This is a genomic window from Listeria sp. MAN/IMW/UF464 (genome assembly GCF_058683955.1).
In genome coordinates this window covers 358,119-376,515 of sequence record NZ_JBZWZP010000003.1, presented here as the reverse complement: position 1 = coordinate 376,515, position 18,397 = coordinate 358,119, and the positions used below count along the sequence as shown (strand labels likewise).

Genomic DNA, 18,397 nt, shown 5'->3' with positions numbered 1-18,397 from the left:
CGTTTTTCTCTAAACTATCTCAGGATTTTTAAAAATTCGGCGCCATGTTTTGCTCATAATCACAAGACAGACGGTGAACGCGCCTAAATCTGCTAATGGGAAAGCATACCAAATACCATCTAAACCGAAGAACTGCGGCAAAATAAGTAAAAGTGGTACTAAACAGATGATTTGGCGCATTAAGGAAATGATAAAGGAAATCCGTGCTCGACCAAGCGCTTGATATAGCCCTCCGCAGACAATTTGGAAACCAATTGTTGGGGCAGCTAGAAGCATAAATCTAACAGCATTTGTTCCTTGTGCAATCAATTCTGGGTCATTAGAGAAAATTCGTACGAGCATTCCTGGGAAAATTTCTACCAAGCCCCAAGCAATTAGTGACATGACAGTTGCTGCTATCATTGATACTTTGACAGCTTTCATTACACGTTCGAATTGTCTCGATCCGTAGTTGAAGCCAACGATTGGTTGCATCCCTTGTGTTACACCATTGATCGGCATAATTACGAAAGAAGCAATTCGGTTGGCAATCCCGTATACCGCAATCGCCATTGTTCCGCCATAAATATTAAGCATCCAGTTTACCGCAACCGTTACGATACTCCCTGCGGACATCATAATAAATGACGGGAACCCGATTGCCATAATCCGGCGAATCAGCGGGAAATCCATTCGGAATGAGAACCCTTTTAAAGATAAAGTACTTTTTCCTGATAAAAAGTAAATCAAGAGCCAAATCGCGCCAACTGCCTGTGCAATAACAGTCGCAAGGGCAGAACCACGAACGCCCATACCGAATCCCATAATGAAAATCGGGTTTAAAATCATATTTAAAATAGCGGAAATAATCATGGTTAACATCGCTGTTTTCGCATTACCTTCAGAACGCACGATATTATTCATCGCCATCGCAAAGGTTTGGAACACTGCGCCTAGTAAAATAAGCGATAAGAAATCACTGGCAATATCATGAATATCCGCTGGTGCTCCGAAAAGCGTAATAAGTGGATCTAAAAATATAAAGGTTACAATTGCAATAAAAATACTGGAAATAAGTACTAACCAGATAACTTGATGGAATACTTTATCCGCATGTTTTTGTTCACCGGCACCGAGCGAGCGGGAAATAATTGAAGCACCACCAATACCAAACATCGCCGCCATCGCCATCAGTATCATTTGAACGGGAAAAGCAATTGAAAGTGCTGCAACCCCTGACGGACCAACGCCATATGACACGAAAATCGTATCAACAATATTATACATTCCCATAACAAACATACCGATAAATGCCGGAATCGACAAACGCGCCATGAGTGATGGAATGCTATCTTCACCTAATCGTTTACTCTGTTCTTTCATTCGACCTCTCCTCCTTCAACTGCCATAATCGCATTATCAGAAAGTCGTCCTATCAAATGCATTAAGTCATCTTTTTCTTCTTCGCTAAACCCTGCCGTTAAAAGTGCAGACCATTCAGCTGTAACTTCTTCAATTAATTCTCGCATTTTAAATCCTGTTTCAGTCACGAAAATCCGTTGAATACGTCTATCTCTTGTATCCATTTCTCGGCGAATCATCCCAAGATCTTCAAGGCGCTTTATATGCCTTGTCACACTGGCTTTATCCACCATAAACCTTTTTGCCATTGATTCTTGAGAAATACCATCTTCTTTATAAAGCGTCCATAAATACCGCAATTGACCTATATTAAGACCAGTTTCAAGTAACTTTTTATTTTTAAAAGTGCTTTCTGAACGATGAATAATTGCGATGGCTTTCGCTAAACTTTCATGTCTATCTGCCATTTATCCGACTCCTCATAAAAAAATCCGCCACATAATTAGTTGCGGCGTCAACCATTATAGTATAGCAGTAATTTGGTTGACTGCGCAACCTTTTTATTTCCCGGGCAATAATTTGACTTCCTATCTTTCTTTTGTAAAAATAAAGAGTAGAGAAGGGGTGCTATCCACTGTGCAGATTAAAATATTAAAAAATAGATATCCCAATATAGTCGTTTCAAAAAACCCAATAAAATCAACTACAGATACGTTTTCTTTTTTCCAGGAACCGTATTATTTTACTATCCCCAAAAGTGACCTTTCAGAAGAAGAAGCGGCGTTACTACATACGTTATTTCCTGAACCTTTACCAACATTTACAAAAGAATCTACTCAGTTTTGGTTCGATTTATTATTTGGAAATGAAGCTGTCACGATTACGAGTGAAAAAGAAACTTACCGGATAACACAGTTTCATATTAAAACCGCAACCACCAAAAGCATGTTGCAAGAATGGCAAAAAGCGCTACTCAGCTTCTTTAGTCCGGATGCTGAACTAATTATGTTTTCGGCGAGTTATGGTGTGATTATTGAAAAATCTACCGGTTCTCTGCTCGGGGAAGAAGAACTTATTGCCGTTGCCGGTACCCTTGAAAATGATTTTTATATTCAATCTACTTTCTTCATGGGGCTCTTTCACCCGTTAAATGCTAAATTACGCGGTTTATTTGCAGAGGAACGTACCATTTTTGACCATAATAATCGTGAAGTTGTCCAAACCGTCGCTTCCGAAAGTTTAAAAGTCATCGCGCTAAGAATGAAAGAAAGTTTAATTACGAGTGAACTCAACAACCTTTTCCATCAAGATGATACTTGGATTCCTTTAATTCATACGTTATTTAAAAACCAAGGAAACATCAGCCTTACTGCCAAAGAACTTTTTATGCACCGGAATACAATTCAATATCGTTTGGACAAATTCTATGAACAAACAAACTTATCACTCCGCAAAATGGACGGGTTGCTCTTGGCTTACCTGTCTACACTTCAAACAAATAATAGCAATCATGAATAAATGATCATGGTTGCTTTTTCGCTTGACTTAAAGTTAACTCCAAGAAATACAATCATTATAGAAAATCAGTAAAGGAGAATGGCTATGACCAAAAATAAAATTAGCTTTTATGTGGTGGATGCTTCGGAAGACTTAACAATGAATATCAAAGAAGCTAGTGAAAAAAGTGGCGTTTCTGCCGATACAATTCGCTACTACGAACGCATTGGTTTAATTCCACCTATACATCGTAATGAAAATGGGATTCGTAAATTTGGCGCAGAAGACATACGCTGGATTTTGTTTAGTCGTCAAATGCGCCGCGCTGGTTTATCTATTGAAGCATTAATTGATTACTTGGCACTTTTCCGAGAAGGCGAACACACGCTGGAAGCTCGCGCCGAATTGCTGAAAGAACAACGCATGGAGTTGAAAAATCGCATTGATGTTATGCAAGAAGCGCTTGATAGACTTGACTTCAAAATAGATAATTACGATACCCATCTCATTCCGGCTCAAAAAGAACTAAAAGATTTTTAATGTTGAAAGGAGTAATTCATAATGACTACACTCGAAAACAGCGTTATTTTTGATAAAGGTGAACGGATTACTAATGACTACTTTACCGGTAATGCTTATTTAAAAATGCTTGTCGCAGAAGATACTGTTTACAATTGTCCGATTGGGAATGTTACGTTTGAACCGGGAGCCAGGAATAACTGGCATAAACATGACGGCGGGCAAATCCTACTTGTAACAGGCGGAACTGGTTACTATCAAGAGGAAGGAAAACCCGCTCAGTTACTTAAAGAGGGTGACGTGGTAACTATCCCGAAAGACGTGAAACATTGGCACGGCGCTACGAAAGATAGCTGGTTTGTCCACTTAGCCATTTCAACAAATGTGGATTTAGGGGGAACTACTTGGTTAGAGCCCGTATCCGATGAACATTACACTAATTTATAACGAAAAAACCCGCTAGCCTTCATTCAAGGTTGGCGGGTTTTACTTATTTACTTACATACGCTAAAATATCTTCTGGTTTTTCAAAGACAAGTTCTGCTTTTTCAAAGCCATCAGTTGTCTTTGCACCCCAAAGTGCTAAGCCAAAATGAGCTCCGGCCGCATGGGCACATTTCATATCATAAGAAGAATCACCGACATAAAGCACCTCATGTGGCTCTCTTCCAAGAATTTCTAACCCTTTCAGCAGTGGATCTGGATGAGGTTTATGGTTTTCTGTATCACTCGCACAAACAATTGCTTGAAAATGATCCTGAATATCAAATGGATAGAAACCTTTCTCCATTTCTAACGCATTTTTCGAAGTAACTACGCCGCTTTCTGGAATGGCATGCAGAACTTTATGAATACCTTCGAAAACCTCTACTTCTTCAATAAAAGTTGCTTCACGTTCAATCCATTTGTCCAATACTTTCTCTGAATCCAAAATATTTAACTGTTCAACCGCAGCTGCCCCAGTAATTCCAAGTACAAATCGTAATTCATCTAGTTCATAACTTAATCCTTCTTCGGCTAAAACCGCTTGAAGAGAATGCAAAACAGCTCTCTCCGTGTCTAGAATCGTTCCATCTACGTCAAAAATTATTGCTTTATACATATAATTTCCTCCTTCAAGATTTAGCGAAGTTGTGATAATGGTGAGTTGTGTATCTCGCTTTTTTCTTATTTTCAGCTTTTTGAATATCTGAGCTATTAGTGCCTTTATTTTGAAGCAAATCCCGAAATTCGCGCAAATTAGCATGAGAATTCCCATTTATTTCAAATTCGATATTATCGCAGCTAAAAGTGAGCAGGATTTCCTCTTCTTCTCGAACTAAAGCAATCTGTCCTAATTTCGCAACTGGAAAAGTTTGCCGTTTTTTCATGCCTAAGCTGAAGTTTTGGTCAAAAACAAGATAATCTCTATCGATGTAAAACTCTCCGAATTGATATTCCATTCCTAGGGCTGAACTAATTTTGCATACTCCATCTAATTTCATACCATTCGCCTCCTTCATCACCTTATATATTAGTTTTAAATGATGAAATGGGTTTCATGTCAAGCAATTTCATAAAAATATTTTAAAAATGAAGCGGCGACTAGCTTTTATACCGTTTTCCTTCTAATTAATTCATGTTCCACTTTAATTCGTTGTAATTTTCCTTGTTCAAAAATCGAAAAAGCATTTTCTCCTAATTTTTTTAGGTTATGATCAAGGGTTGTGATTTCAAGAGCCTTACCAATTGGGAGATTTTCTTGCCCTAAAATAGCGACGTCTTCTGGCACGCGTAACCCAAGCTCCTTCACATGGTACATAACACCCGCTGCAACCTCATCACCATTCGCATAAATCGCATCAGGCCAGTCTTTCCCTTCAGCAAAAAAGTGTTTTCCTGCTTTTACACCATCTTCTAACGTATAGCACTCACTTAAAAAACGATTTTCACCAACTGGACCAAAAACCTGCTCATATGCGTTAATTTTCCCATATGTACTTGTGCTTTCCCGCGAGGCCCGTCCTGCTGTGAATGCCACTTTTTTATAACCTTCATCTTGTAAAAATTGAAATCCCGCGCGGTAGGCCTTTACTCGGTCAATATAGGAACAAGATACATCTTTGGACTCCACGTATTCACACGCAATAATCGGACCATAAGCAAGATATGGCAAAATCACATCCCAATTATTGGCACGCGAAGTAATAATTAGCCCGTCAACTTGCTTTGTTTTCAAGCGCATTAGATATTTTTCTTCTTCTTTCGGATCATATCCTGTTGGGAAAAGTGTCACCGAATAACGATTTTTAAAAGCTGCTTCTAAAATACCATTCACAATTTTGTCAAACCACGGATGATCATTATAAGGTATAATCACGCCAACCGTATTTGTTTTACCACGCGCTAAGTCCATGGCGCTACGGTTAGGAGAATAGTCTAATTCATCAATAACAGCTTGCACGCGGGCTCTTTTTTCCTCCGCAACATACGGATGGTTATTGAGCACACGTGATACTGTCGTCACTGAAACTCCCGCTAATTTGGCTATGTCTTTAATATTTGGCATTTTAAAAACCTCATTCCTAAGAAAAAAGCGCGGACAGATTTCTCATACCGCACTTTTATTTTTATCATTAAGCCAGCTGTTCGAGTTCGCTTGTTTGAATGTCTTTTTCGACACGAACCGAAACCAGTCTAGCATCATTCATTTCTTCTACTGTAAATCGAAGGGTATCATATTCTACTACTACTTTATCATCTTCTTCCGGAATTGTCCCAGTTAAAGTAAGCACAAAGCCAGCTACAGTATCAACTCCACGCGCTGGAAGTTCCACGTGAAACATTTTGTTGAAATCATCTAGTGGCATGCGGCCTTCAACGATAAATGTATTATCATCAATTTTTTTGACTTCATCAGAAAACACATCATTTTCATCGTCAATTTCGCCAACAATTTCTTCTAATAAATCTTCTACAGTGACAATACCAGCTACGCCACCATATTCATCCATTAAAATTGCCATTTGATTTCTAGTTCTTTGCATGTTCTTAAGTAAGTCATCAATAAACATCGTCTCTTGGGCAAAATACGCGTTTTTAACGAGCGATTTCACATCAATGTTTTCAAAGCCTGACTTTCTCGCTTCCGCAAAAAAATCTTTCATATGCAGAATACCTAGCACCGAGTCCTGGTCGCCTGTATAGACGGGAACTCTTGAAAAATTCTCACTTAATAATGCGTCACAAAGTTCTTCCGATTCTGTTTCGGCATCAATCATAAACGCATCTGTCCGTGGTACCATCACTTCACGCGCATATTTATTATCCATTTCAAATACACCACGAAGCATTTGTAATTCTTCTACCTCAATAATGCCGTCACGTCGACCGGTTTCAATCAGTAGCTGCATTTCCTCTCGCGTCATTTTTTCATTATCCGTATTTTTCTCCATTCTCGTTAATTTCACAAGAATATCTGTTGAAAAAGATAGGAATTTTACGAACGGACGAAGCACAACACCAACTGCCATAATTGGTCGTACAGAAACACGGGCAATTTTTTCTGATTTTTGGAGTGCTAAACGTTTTGGATAAAGCTCACCGAAAACTAACGTGATATAAGATAGCACAATAGTTACGACGATAATGGATAACTCTTTCGCAAAACTGCTTCCGCCAAAAACCGATTCAAGCCTAGTCGCAATACTAGTCGCGGCTGACGCACTGGAAAAGAATCCAGCAAGCGTAATCCCAACTTGAATAGTAGCTAAAAATTTACTTGGATCATCTACGAGTTTAGCAAGCATTACGGCTTTTTTGTCACCGGTTTCTGCTTGGTTTTTCACCCGATTTTTGTTCAGTGATACAAGGGCCATCTCTGCTGAGGCAAAGAACGCGTTGAGCATTGTCAACACCACAATAAGAATTAACTGCAAGATAATCTGCTGACTCTCGGGGTCAGGGTTCATATGGAACTCTCCACTCCTTATTTTCTCAAAATATTCCGGACAATTTCCCGGTTAAGAAAATTTTATCACGCCACCCCCATTACTGCAAGGTTTCAAATCTCCGCAAAAACTTTCACAGCATCATTTTCTATCATTTCAAAAGGATATGGAAGCGAAATTCGTTCTTTATTCACAGCAAAAATTCGCGCTTTTTTATTTCGATAGTCCGTTAAATTACAAAACGGACTCACGCGGAAAGAAGTGCCAACAATAACGATTAAATCAGCTTCCCGAATAGCTGCAAGTGACTGGTCTATCGCGCTTTCTGAAATCGCTTCTTCATAAAGCACCACATCTGGCCGAACGACCCCACCACAATCAGCATGGATGTCTGACTGTAAATAGTCGCTTGCTGAAACACTTCTTCCGCATTTTTGGCAATAGCAGTGATACAAACTACCATGAAAATTAACTACCTTCTTAGAGCCAGCTTTTTCATGAAGGCCATCAATATTTTGCGTAATAACAGTGACGTTTTTCTCCGCTTCGATTTCAGCCATTTTACGATGAATAGTGTTTGGGACAGCATCTGGATAGTACATATTTTCTGTGACAAATTGATAAAACTTCTCTGGTTCCCGCACAAGACACGTATGGCTAAGCATATATTCCGGGCTACTCATCCCCGCATACAAACCATTTTTCGAACGATAATCCGGAATTCCTGAAGGCACTGAAACGCCCGCTCCCGTTAGAAAAACAATATGTTCTGCTTGTTTAATCGCTTCTTTCAAATTATTCATCTTTTAAATTCCTTTCATTTATATGCTGTTTATCTTTCCAGTTCCACCATTTTCGTAAATCTGCATGTTGCTCGTTTTCATCGGTTTCTGCGACATATACTGCGCAGCGATACGTATAAAGTACACAAGGATCCATTCTTTCGCCTCGTTTAGCGCAAGTGTTTTCGTATAAATCAAGCGGATTCTTTCCTCTTAAGTCAGCAACTTTTTCAATCCCAATTTCATTTAGCATTAATACCATTTTCTTGCCTATTCCGGGTAATTTTATTAGATCAGTTGGCATGATTTCCCTTCTCTCTATGCATTTTTCGGTTAAAATAAAAACTGATTAGTACATTGATAAAAATAAAACCAGCAACTACAAGGAAGACATCTCCGTAGCCAAAATGCGCCGCCACGCTTGATCCGACAAGCGGACCGATGACATTGCCGATATATTGAAAAGATTGATTATAACCAAAAATTCGACCGGAAATTTCGCGAGGTGTATTTTTAGTTAGTAGTGATTGGACTGCCGGAAGTAACGCACCATCTGTGAGACCTAATAAGAAACGCAAAATACCAAGTTGCATCGGATTTTGAGCGAAAGCCATTGGTATTTGCAGCAACATGGACCCGATGAGCGCGCCTAGGAGTATTCGCTCTGAACCAATTCGGTCGCCCCACCTTCCAAGTCGTGGTGCAGCAATCAAGGCTGCAACCCCTGGTACTGAAGCAATCATCCCACTAATAAAGGCAATGTTTTGCGCATTTCCCGCTAAATCCCGTACATATAATGTCAAAATAGGGTTCACGGAATTGGATGCAATTTGGATCATCATTGTCGTAATAAACAACGAAATAATTAAGCCAGGATTTTTTAATGATAAGAAAACTTCCTTTCCTGACCGCATTTCCTTTTTTTCTACTGGTGTAAATTTCTCTTTAACAAAGAAAAGTGTTAAGAAAAAACTACCTAATAAAAGAGCGCCTGTAATGTAAAACACTGGTCTAACGCCAAATGAGTCAGATAGCGCTCCACCAATTAATGGACCGATTAATACGCCTGATACTGCTGCTGTTGATAGAGCACCGAGCGCCCATCCACTGCGGTGACGCGGAACTTGTGTGGCGATTAGCGCATTAGCCGTGGAAATGTATCCTGAAAATATCCCCATCAATAAACGTAAACCTACAAATTGGTAAACGTTGCTGACAAGTCCCATCAAAATCATCGCTATCGCCATTCCAAGCGCAGCACGTAAAAGCATAATGCGCCGCCCTTTTTGATCCGCTAATTTGCCCCAAACCGGCGACATAATTGCTGATACTAAAAATGTTGAGCTCAGTGCCACACCTGACCATAAACTTACTTGGTCGGGATTATGTACGCCGAGTTCTTCAATATATAATGGTAAAAATGGCATGATTAAATTTAATCCAGTCCCGGTAAGAAAACACCCCACCCAAACAACATACAAATTCTTCTTCCAATTTTCCATAAGTTCACCTAGATTCTTCTATCGTTATCCTTAATTATTCCACAAAAAAAGCGAAAGTAAAACTAAACCCTTCGCTTTTTTGCTATATTTACTTAAAATGTTCCACGTGAAACAATTTAGGATTCAAGATTTTCTCGTGGTACCCAGCCAGCTTCATTATCTTCCGTTACGCACCAAACCCAGCCATTAAGCTCTCGATTGCTTTCTAATTTATCCCCAGGTTTTACATTTAATTCGCGCGCCGAATAATCTTCTGTCACGGTCCCACTCTTTCCGTCACTGCCTAACTGAATAATTTGTTTTGGAACCCAGCCTTCTTTATCCGATGACTTCACTTTGCAAAAAATCCAGCCAGGGTATTCTGTATCTTCATCAAACACCCAAATAGACTCATTTTTATTAACAAAAAGTGGATTTGGATACTTGCTAATGTGTTCTTTTTTTACGATAAATGTTTGATTCATAGTTAGAAACCTTCCTCGTTATTTTTTAGCAGCTTCCCAATCTGCAAGAAACTTATCAATTCCGCTGTCGGTCAAAGGATGTTTTAACATTTGTTCAAATACTTTATAAGGCACTGTAGCAATATCTGCTCCCGCCTTGGCACATTCAATTACATGAATCGGGTGGCGCACGCTTGCTGAAATAATCTCTGTCGGGATACCATGTGTTTCAAAAATTTCTACTATATCGCGAATGAGCACCAGTCCGTCGTCACCAATATCATCTAAACGACCTAAAAACGGGGATACGTATGTCGCTCCTGCCCGCGCTGCCAGTAATGCTTGTGTAGCAGAAAAGACTAGCGTGACATTAGTTTTAATCCCTTCTTCCGTCAAAACCTTTACTGCTGCCAAACCTTCACCTGTCATAGGTATTTTAACAACCATATTTGGATGGATTTTAGCAATAACTCGACCTTCCTCAATCATCTCTTCCGCGTTCAAACTTACTACTTCACCGCTAATCGGTCCGTCAACAATGGATGTGATTTCTTGAATAACCTCATTAAAATCGCGGCCTTCTTTGGCAACTAGTGATGGGTTCGTTGTGACACCAGCAATAAAACCCATTCTATTCGCCTTTTTAATCTCTTCTACGTTCGCTGTATCGATAAAAAATCTCATTGAAACATCCTCCTTTTCTATCAAGCGCTTTCAATTACAGAGCCATTATAACGCAAAAGATAAAATAATGCTTTCGAAGTGCTTTTTTCCACAAAAAAAAGAATGCAATTGAAGCATTCTAAAAAAGTTTCACGTGAAACAAAGTTATAAACGAGTTTTGTCCATCACTAGTAGAGGCTTAGGTCTATTTCTAATTATATCCTCTTTAATTAAATGCATGACTGTGTGAGCCACATATTCACGTGATGTATTGGTGTATCTTGCAAGAACTTCTTGCGTGACTTCTTTTGGTAGCAATATCCCGTTATCAGAAAACGTTCCTAGAGTTTGAGCGCATTTGAGAATGGCTTTGCGAATTCGTTCTTCTTTCTTTAAAAAGCTTAGTTTTGCAAAAGTATGTGCTTCCCGTAGTTCTTCTGCCATTACTTTAATCATGAAAAAGTTGTTCTCATCTTCCTTATCAAACACTGAAAATAAGAAATTACTATCTACTTCCATAACCTCTCCATGACCTAGACTTTGCATCGAAACATGCGGGCTCCATTCATCATAAAACAAATGGTAAAGTCCAAAACTATCTCCTTTTTGCAAGAAACGAACAATGCATTCTTTACAGTTTTCTTCTTCCAATTCTGCATCTTTTTCTACAATCATCCCGTATATGCCACTTAGAACAAAATATACTTTTGTCCCAGTCGGACTTAAACTTTCTAGAACCTCACCCTTCTTCGTGCTGATAACCGAGCAGTAGTCTTTGTAATTTGGATGTTCAAAGCACAGCTCCATTAATTTGCTAACCGTTAGATTGGATTCAAGCTCTTTTAAGAATAGCATACTCTCTCCTTTGCTATATAATATTGAAAAAACTACTCGTAATTATATCATAAACACTATATTGGAAATCTCGTTCATAGGCTTTCAAAAAATGCTGAAAACTCAATTTAAGATAACTATATTACATTGTTTATTATAATTCTTAATTTTTATCACTTATAAATGTGAGCTTTTGACATAAATTCGAATTTTTTGTTACTTTTCTTTAAATATTCAAATCGAGAAAATAATTCCATAACTACCACTTTAGACTGGTTTATTATTTGGTAAATTGATTATACTTAAAAAGTAAGCATTATATGGATGGGAAAATTAGGAAGGGTGAAATAAATGGATCAGAAAAAATATAGTTGGCGGAATTTTTTCCAGTTAATTATTAGTGCAAAGCCTGCAAATTGGATAATATTCTGCGCTTTAATCGCCAGTGTTGTAACTACTGTTGCTGGCCTTGTAGTCCCACTTTTTACAAAAAACTTAATTGATGGCTTTTCGATAGCTTCGTTAGATGTAAAAATGGTGGCTTTGATTGTTCTTGCATTTATTTTGCAAGCTATAACAAACGGTTTCTCGATTTTCTTGCTTAATTATATGGGGCAGAAAGTTGTAGCTACCATCCGCGAACGTTTATGGCGAAAAATCGTGCACTTGCCAGTTTCCTATTTTGATAATACAAAAACGGGTGAAATGGTGAGCCGCATGGTGAACGATACAGTCGTAGTCAAGGAACTAATTGCCGATCATTTACCGCAATTTGTAACAGGGATTATTTCTGTGGTTGGTGCGATTATTATCCTATTCTTTATGGACTGGAAAATGACACTAATTATCTTAATAGCTGTTCCGATTACAGCGCTAGTCGTTGCGCCGCTTGGTCAGAAAATGTTTAAAATCTCTAAAGGTCTTCAAAATGAAACAGCAGACTTCACTGGTTCCATTAGTCAAACCCTTTCTGAAGCGAGGCTCGTAAAGGCATCTAATGCGGAAACACGTGAAACAGAAGCTGGTCATAAAGGAATCAATCGCCTATTCGGATTCGGTATTCGAGAGGCGAAAGTTGTTGCCGTACTTGGACCTTTAATTTTCTTTGTTGTAATGGGAGTTATTGTTGGTATCATCGGTTACGGCGGGATTCGAGTTTCAGCCGGGACTATGACTACTGGTACATTAATCGCATTCTTGCTATATCTATTCCAAATTATCGTCCCAGTAACCTCTTTTGCAACGTTCTTCGCGCAACTTCAAAAAGCAAAGGGAGCGACAGAACGCATTGCAGATATTTTAAATGAAGCAGAAGAAGATTTCGATGCTGGTAAAAAAGTAGATGTGAGCGGAAAAACGATTCGCGCCACTGATATTTCCTTCTCTTACAATGAAGGTGAACCGATTTTAAAAGATGTTTCTTTTGATACAAAACCAGGGGAAGTTATCGCATTCGCTGGTCCAAGTGGTGGCGGTAAATCTACCTTGTTTGCGATTTTAGAGCGTTTCTATCAACCGAAAACTGGAGAAATTTTAGTAGGTGATATTCCTCTTTCTGAGATTTCGATTAACTCATGGCGCTCACAAATCGGTTACGTTTCACAGGAAAGTGCGATGCTTTCAGGCACAATTCGCGACAATCTTTGTTACGGTCTGGATCGAGAAATTAACGAAGAAGAGCTTTGGAATGTAGCAAAACTGGCTTATGCAGACGGCTTTATTTCTGAACTTCCTGACAAAATGGCAACCGAAGTCGGCGAACGTGGCGTGAAGCTCTCTGGAGGCCAAAGACAGCGAATTGCAATTGCACGAGCTTTCTTACGCAACCCGAATATTCTCATGTTAGACGAAGCGACAGCAAGCTTAGATAGCCAATCCGAACAAATAGTTCAACAAGCTTTAGCGAACTTGATGGAGGGGCGCACTACTTTTGTTATCGCTCACCGCCTTTCCACTATTGTTAATGCCGATCAAATTCTCTTTATTGAACACGGGGAAATAACTGGTCGGGGCACACATAGCGAATTAGTGGCTTCTCATCCGCTCTACGCCTCTTTTGCGGAACAACAATTAAAATAACTATTTCCCGGGAAATAAAAAAACGACGATGCGAATATGCATCGTCGTTTTTTTATAAGGATTGATGAAACTTTTTGAGTTCGATTTTCTTTGCTTCGTCTAAATCATGCCACCTGATGCCTTGTACGGCTCCTTCAAGCGCACATAGTTCACTTAAACAAACAGTTGAATCTTTTTCCCAAATACGTAAAAAGGCTGCTTTGCTTCCAACATCTTTTAGCTCAGCTGGGGTTTTTATCCCAGCTTTTATTAAGTCCTGCTCCAGTACTTTGCCAATGTTTGGTAATTCGCTTAGGTTCGCCATTACAGTTCCTTCTTCCTTTTTATTTTGGTAATTCGATTTTTTCGATACCGCCCATATAACCTTGTAGTACTTTCGGAATGCGTACAGAGCCATCTTCCTCTTGGTAGTTTTCCAATATAGCAGCGACCGTACGACCTAGCGCTAACCCGGAACCATTTAATGTGTGCACGTATTCTGGTTTGCTTCCTGGTTCACGGCGGAAACGAATGTTGGCGCGTCTTGCTTGGAAGCTTTCAAAGTTACTGCAAGAAGAAATCTCACGGTAAGAATCATAGCTTGGAATCCAAACTTCTAAATCATATTTTTTAGCAGCAGTGAAGCCTAAGTCAGCAGTACACATGCTTAGTACGCGATATGGTAATTCTAGGCGACGTAATACTTCTTCTGCGTTTCCAGTTAATTTTTCAAGCGCCGCGTAGGAATCTTCCGGTTTAACAAATTGAACTAATTCCACTTTGTTAAATTGATGTTGACGAATTAAGCCACGCGTATCACGACCCGCAGATCCCGCTTCAGAACGGAAACATGCGCTAAATGCTGTATATTTTCTTGGTAAATCTTCTGCTTTTAAAATATCTTCGCGGTGGTAATTTGTTACTGGTACTTCCGCTGTTGGAATAAGGAAATAGTCTTCCGCTTCAATTAAAAATGCATCTTCTTCAAATTTCGGCAATTGTCCAGTACCTGTCATGCTCGCGCGGTTTACCATGTACGGTGGAAGCATTTCTTCATAGCCATGTTCATTCGAATGCAAGTCCATCATAAAGTTAATTAGCGCTCGTTCCAGTCTTGCACCTAATTTTTTATAAAAAACGAAGCGGCTGCCAGTTACTTTTGCAGCATTTTCAAAATCAAGAATATCAAGGTCAGTTCCTAAGTCCCAATGAGCTTTTGGTTCAAAATCAAATTCGCGAACTTCGCCCCATTTGCGGATTTCTACGTTATCGTCTTCCGATTCACCGACCGGAGTAGACTCATGCGGAATATTTGGAATCGACATTAAAATCGTATCTAACTTCTCGTCAATTTCTCTTAATTCGATGTCTAATGTTTTAATACGGTCACCAACGACACGCATTTCTTCAATTTTAGCATCAGCATCTTGTTTTTCGCGTTTTAATTTAGCGATTTCTTGAGATACTTCATTACGCTGGCTTTTTAGCGCTTCTGTTTCCACAATCAGTGTACGACGACGTTTGTCTAACTCGCCAAATTTCTCAAATTCACCCAAGTCTTCCCCACGATTTTGCAACTTCTGTTTTACTTCTTCAAAATTATTACGTAACAATTTAACATCTAACATGCTAACTCCTCCTTTATTTTTTTCCATATAAAAAACTCCCGTACTTTCCCGAATTAACAGGAAAGGGACGAGAGTTAACCGCGTTGCCACCCTTATTGGGACTTAAAAAAATCCCCAGCTTCATTTAGGTTTAACGGACCCAGCCGGAATGATTTACTCGCAAAACTATGCTTTCCACCACTCACTCCAAGATGGATTCATAAGGAAACTTCACCAGTTCGCACCAACCACTGGCTCTCTTTAGAAATTCTACCTCATTACTACTTCTTGTCTTCGCTTTTCGTATTAATTTAAAGTTATTCTATCGCATATCTGCTTAAATTACAAGCAAATCTTTAACCAATTAAATCGAGCGTGTCTGGACCGTCATCATCAGAATTCAGTATTCTAATTTGTTCCGGAACAATTTTTATAACGACAAAGGATGGTGAATCTTCGCCTTGAAACCAGTCTTTAGAGATATTTTCCCAGATGCGTTCTTTGATAGATTCATCTTCTTCCAGTGATGCTAAACCATTGATTTCTAAAAAGGCAGATCCGGGGCTATCATAGCCAATTAAAACGCATACGTGCGGGTTTCTACGGACTTCCTCTGTTTTCGGTAGTTCTTTTCCAGATGGTGTATAAAGTGTTAAGCCATCATGAAGAAACGTCATATATCTAGCGTGCGGAAAATCGCCTTGTACAGAGGTTAATACCCCAACTTGATGTTGTTCTAAAATGGCGAGAATTTTATCTTCTAGTTCATTTTCCATCTAAAACACCTTCCTTTGGTTATTTAGTGTACATTTCCACTTGTTTTCGGGCTTCAAACATTTCAGGCTTGTTATCTCCGTAGCTATTTGCTATAAAAGAGTATAACCGTTTTGACTAGGGGGATTTGAAGTGATTTTATTAATCGATCATAATGACTCATTTACATATAATTTATACCAATATTTTTTAGAGCTTAAGGAAGATGTGCGGGTAGTTTCTGCTAGAGATTTTTCGCTTCAAGCATTCGACCAATTAGCACCTGAAATGGTTATTCTTTCGCCCGGACCTGGTTCTCCGGATGATTTTCCAGAAAGTTTAGCTCTCCTAGACAAAATTCACGCTCCCATTCTCGGGATTTGCCTTGGCCATCAAATGATTGGTCATTTTTTCGGGGCAAAAGTGGTTCAGGCGGACGTTCCTGTTCACGGAAAAACTAGCATAATCACGCACCACGGTGAAGGATTATTTGCCGGACTTAATTCGAGATTCTCAGTTGCCCGCTATCATTCTTTAGTTATCGACCCAAATACTGTGCCAGCTGATTTGAAAGTGACCGCTGTGACAGATGATGGGGTTTTAATGGGTTTAGAGCATCTGACAAAAGCGATTTATAGTGTCCAATTTCATCCTGAAGCAATCCTATCTGAAAACGGACACGCAATTTTAGAAAACTTTGTACGACTGGGGAGAGCTGCCAAATGAGTTTATTACGTTTTGATTTTGAAGGTTCGGTAAAGATTTTTGAAAATCCACTTCGCGAACTGGTGGCGCGCGATTTATCGGAAGTACTTCCTATTATGAAAGCTGCCGAAGAAGCCCAAAAATCCGGAAAATACGTTGCTGGCTTTGTTAGTTATGAGGCCGCTCCTGCTTTTCGTAGTAATTTAAAAACCAAACATCCTGCCGAGAACATGCCACTTATCTGGTTTGGTGTATACGACAACTTCACGACTGCACCTACCGAAAACTCAGACACTGCACCACTTTCTTTTAAAATGGATACGGATTACCCGGATTATGCGGAAAAAATAGCACAGGTTAAAGCGGAAATTGCTGCTGGAAACACATACCAAATCAACTACACTGTTCGGCTCCAAAGTGAGGTACCAAGTGAGTTTTCTGCCCAAGCTTCTTTTGAATCGCTGCAACAAGTTGGAAAAGCAAACTATACAGCGCTAATTGAAACGGATGAATTTCAAATTATCTCCGCTTCACCCGAGCTATTTTTTAAATGGAAGGAGAACATCTTGACGACACGTCCAATGAAAGGCACCATTCGCCGCGGAAGTACGGAACAAGCTGACTTAGAAGCACATGATTGGTTAAAAAATGATTCTAAAAATCGTGCTGAAAATGTGATGATTGTTGATTTACTACGAAATGACCTTGGGGTGATTGCGGTGCCTGGTAGCGTAAAAGTGCCTAAATTAATGACTTTAGAACCTTACCCCACAGTGTGGCAAATGACGTCTACTGTTACCGCAGAAACACCTCCTGATACTAGTTTAACCGCAGTTTTCGAGGCGCTTTTCCCTTGTGGTTCAATAACTGGCGCCCCAAAAGCCCGGACAATGGAAATTATTTCAGAGCTAGAAGATTCACCTCGAGGCGTATACTGTGGCGCGATTGGATTCCTAGAACCTAATGGAAATGCGATTTTTAATGTGCCAATTCGAACGATTTCCATTGCAGATAATAAAGCAACTTATGGTGTTGGTGGCGGTATTGTTTGGGATTCTGATGCCGAAAGCGAATTTTCCGAGATTCATGCAAAATCAGCTATTTTAGAAAAAGCAACCAAGTTTTCTTTAATTGAATGTTTACGCCTTGAAAAAGGAGTACTCTCCCGGATAGACTTTCATCTAAAACGGCTTCAAACAAGCGCAAATTTTTTTGGTTTTCCTTTTAATGGTGAAAAAATTGTGGAACTATGGCGGGAAACAGCGCGAAACAATCCAGCTGGAACATATAAATTAAGATTTTTACTCCATCCAAATGGCACGCACCTTTTAGAACTAACCGAAATAAGTACGCAAAATCAGCAAATAACCGCGCAACTGGCAAAAAGTCCCGTCTCAACTGATGATTTATTCCTTTATCATAAAACCACTAATAGATCTGTTTATGAAGACATGAAAAGCACTGAAACCGAGGAGACATTGCTTTGGAATGAGCGAGGCGAGCTAACAGAATTTACTACCGGGAATATAGTTCTAGGCATAAAAGGCTGTTTTTTCACACCACCAGTGAGTTCAGGTCTTCTCCCAGGTACCATGAGAGCAGATTTATTAGCAAAAAACAAAATTTCCGAAAAAACACTAATGAAAAAAGACCTTTTCGAGGCTGACTTTGTGTGGTTAATAAATAGTGTAAGAGGATTTGTAGAAGTAGAAATCAAACAATAATCAATAGGTTTTTTCACAATTAAAAAATGATTTTCGACAG

At 39.3% G+C, this 18,397-nt stretch carries 21 protein-coding genes and 1 other annotated feature; of the genes, 6 read left to right on the top strand and 15 right to left on the bottom strand.

The features are described 5' to 3' along the window. Positions 1-9 precede the first annotated feature (9 nt). Both AC4PG0_RS11805 and AC4PG0_RS11800 read right to left on the bottom strand, forming a co-directional pair. Positions 10-1,362 carry an MATE family efflux transporter gene (locus AC4PG0_RS11805; protein WP_003728607.1) on the bottom strand — a complete coding sequence of 451 codons (1,353 nt, stop codon included), beginning with the start codon at positions 1,360-1,362 and terminating at the stop codon, positions 10-12. Beyond that, positions 1,359-1,808, bottom strand: coding sequence for a MarR family winged helix-turn-helix transcriptional regulator (locus AC4PG0_RS11800; RefSeq protein ID WP_003768632.1), 450 nt, complete (start codon positions 1,806-1,808; stop codon positions 1,359-1,361). Before AC4PG0_RS11800 ends, AC4PG0_RS11805 begins: the two co-directional genes overlap by 4 nt. Positions 1,809-1,977: 169 nt before the next feature. Here AC4PG0_RS11800 and AC4PG0_RS11795 point away from each other — a divergent pair, with 169 nt between their 5' ends. From AC4PG0_RS11795 to AC4PG0_RS11785, 3 genes are all read left to right on the top strand, one after another. Beyond that, a complete protein-coding gene (locus AC4PG0_RS11795; RefSeq protein WP_492167570.1) occupies positions 1,978-2,859 on the top strand; it encodes a helix-turn-helix domain-containing protein in 882 nt (293 codons plus the stop codon). A 138-nt stretch (positions 2,860-2,997) separates the two neighbouring features. Continuing rightward, positions 2,998-3,378 (top strand): MerR family transcriptional regulator, encoded by a 381-nt coding sequence (locus AC4PG0_RS11790; protein ID WP_153648821.1) that lies wholly within the window; start codon positions 2,998-3,000, stop codon positions 3,376-3,378. Between the two features lie 21 nt (positions 3,379-3,399). Further along, positions 3,400-3,804, top strand: a complete 405-nt coding sequence (locus AC4PG0_RS11785; protein WP_492167569.1) for a cupin domain-containing protein — start codon at positions 3,400-3,402, stop codon at positions 3,802-3,804. Positions 3,805-3,847: 43 nt separating this feature from the next. Here AC4PG0_RS11785 and AC4PG0_RS11780 read toward each other — a convergent pair whose 3' ends face one another. The 10 genes from AC4PG0_RS11780 to AC4PG0_RS11735 form a co-directional block, all read right to left on the bottom strand. Beyond that, positions 3,848-4,459 carry an HAD family hydrolase gene (locus AC4PG0_RS11780; protein WP_003772840.1) on the bottom strand — a complete coding sequence of 204 codons (612 nt, stop codon included), beginning with the start codon at positions 4,457-4,459 and terminating at the stop codon, positions 3,848-3,850. Positions 4,460-4,472: 13 nt separating this feature from the next. Further along, the gene (locus AC4PG0_RS11775; RefSeq protein WP_003764329.1) at positions 4,473-4,841 is read right to left on the bottom strand and encodes a hypothetical protein; all 369 of its coding nucleotides are present in this window, start codon (positions 4,839-4,841) and stop codon (positions 4,473-4,475) included. Positions 4,842-4,948: 107 nt separating this feature from the next. Further along, on the bottom strand, positions 4,949-5,905 hold the full coding sequence (locus AC4PG0_RS11770) for a LacI family DNA-binding transcriptional regulator (RefSeq protein WP_003764330.1): 957 nt from the start codon (positions 5,903-5,905) through the stop codon (positions 4,949-4,951). A 67-nt stretch (positions 5,906-5,972) separates the two neighbouring features. Further along, positions 5,973-7,307 carry a hemolysin family protein gene (locus AC4PG0_RS11765; RefSeq protein WP_003772838.1) on the bottom strand — a complete coding sequence of 445 codons (1,335 nt, stop codon included), beginning with the start codon at positions 7,305-7,307 and terminating at the stop codon, positions 5,973-5,975. 92 nt (positions 7,308-7,399) lie between these two features. Then, the gene (locus tag AC4PG0_RS11760) at positions 7,400-8,089 is read right to left on the bottom strand and encodes an NAD-dependent protein deacylase (RefSeq protein WP_003772836.1); all 690 of its coding nucleotides are present in this window, start codon (positions 8,087-8,089) and stop codon (positions 7,400-7,402) included. Continuing rightward, positions 8,082-8,372 carry a helix-hairpin-helix domain-containing protein gene (locus AC4PG0_RS11755; protein WP_203573890.1) on the bottom strand — a complete coding sequence of 97 codons (291 nt, stop codon included), beginning with the start codon at positions 8,370-8,372 and terminating at the stop codon, positions 8,082-8,084. Before AC4PG0_RS11755 ends, AC4PG0_RS11760 begins: the two co-directional genes overlap by 8 nt. Beyond that, a complete protein-coding gene (gene lde, locus AC4PG0_RS11750) occupies positions 8,362-9,570 on the bottom strand; it encodes a multidrug efflux MFS transporter Lde (protein ID WP_003772833.1) in 1,209 nt (402 codons plus the stop codon). Before lde ends, AC4PG0_RS11755 begins: the two co-directional genes overlap by 11 nt. 116 nt (positions 9,571-9,686) lie before the next feature. Further along, on the bottom strand, positions 9,687-10,034 hold the full coding sequence (locus AC4PG0_RS11745; protein ID WP_003764341.1) for an SH3 domain-containing protein: 348 nt from the start codon (positions 10,032-10,034) through the stop codon (positions 9,687-9,689). 18 nt (positions 10,035-10,052) lie between these two features. Further along, a complete protein-coding gene (fsa, locus tag AC4PG0_RS11740; protein WP_492167568.1) occupies positions 10,053-10,697 on the bottom strand; it encodes a fructose-6-phosphate aldolase in 645 nt (214 codons plus the stop codon). A gap of 144 nt (positions 10,698-10,841) precedes the next feature. Then, positions 10,842-11,531: a Crp/Fnr family transcriptional regulator gene (locus AC4PG0_RS11735; RefSeq protein WP_003764343.1), complete on the bottom strand. Its 690-nt coding sequence runs from the start codon at positions 11,529-11,531 to the stop codon at positions 10,842-10,844. Positions 11,532-11,861: 330 nt separating this feature from the next. Between AC4PG0_RS11735 and AC4PG0_RS11730 the strand changes: the two genes are divergently transcribed. Further along, the gene (locus AC4PG0_RS11730; protein ID WP_003772831.1) at positions 11,862-13,589 is read left to right on the top strand and encodes an ABC transporter ATP-binding protein; all 1,728 of its coding nucleotides are present in this window, start codon (positions 11,862-11,864) and stop codon (positions 13,587-13,589) included. Between the two features lie 52 nt (positions 13,590-13,641). Here AC4PG0_RS11730 and AC4PG0_RS11725 read toward each other — a convergent pair whose 3' ends face one another. From AC4PG0_RS11725 to AC4PG0_RS11715, 3 genes are all read right to left on the bottom strand, one after another. Continuing rightward, on the bottom strand, positions 13,642-13,893 hold the full coding sequence (locus tag AC4PG0_RS11725) for a TfoX/Sxy family protein (protein ID WP_033533780.1): 252 nt from the start codon (positions 13,891-13,893) through the stop codon (positions 13,642-13,644). A 19-nt stretch (positions 13,894-13,912) separates the two neighbouring features. Then, on the bottom strand, positions 13,913-15,196 hold the full coding sequence (serS, locus tag AC4PG0_RS11720) for a serine--tRNA ligase (protein WP_033533779.1): 1,284 nt from the start codon (positions 15,194-15,196) through the stop codon (positions 13,913-13,915). Between the two features lie 60 nt (positions 15,197-15,256). Beyond that, positions 15,257-15,479: a binding site (T-box leader), on the bottom strand. A 52-nt stretch (positions 15,480-15,531) separates the two neighbouring features. Further along, entirely contained in the window at positions 15,532-15,951 is a 420-nt protein-coding gene (locus AC4PG0_RS11715) for a pyridoxamine 5'-phosphate oxidase family protein (protein ID WP_003772827.1), read from the bottom strand. 130 nt (positions 15,952-16,081) lie between these two features. Here AC4PG0_RS11715 and AC4PG0_RS11710 point away from each other — a divergent pair, with 130 nt between their 5' ends. Then, positions 16,082-16,654 carry an anthranilate synthase component II gene (locus tag AC4PG0_RS11710; protein WP_003772825.1) on the top strand — a complete coding sequence of 191 codons (573 nt, stop codon included), beginning with the start codon at positions 16,082-16,084 and terminating at the stop codon, positions 16,652-16,654. Next, a complete protein-coding gene (pabB, locus tag AC4PG0_RS11705) occupies positions 16,651-18,357 on the top strand; it encodes an aminodeoxychorismate synthase component I (RefSeq protein WP_492167567.1) in 1,707 nt (568 codons plus the stop codon). The genes AC4PG0_RS11710 and pabB overlap by 4 nt, the downstream gene beginning before the upstream one ends. The last annotated feature ends 40 nt before the right edge of the window (positions 18,358-18,397 follow it).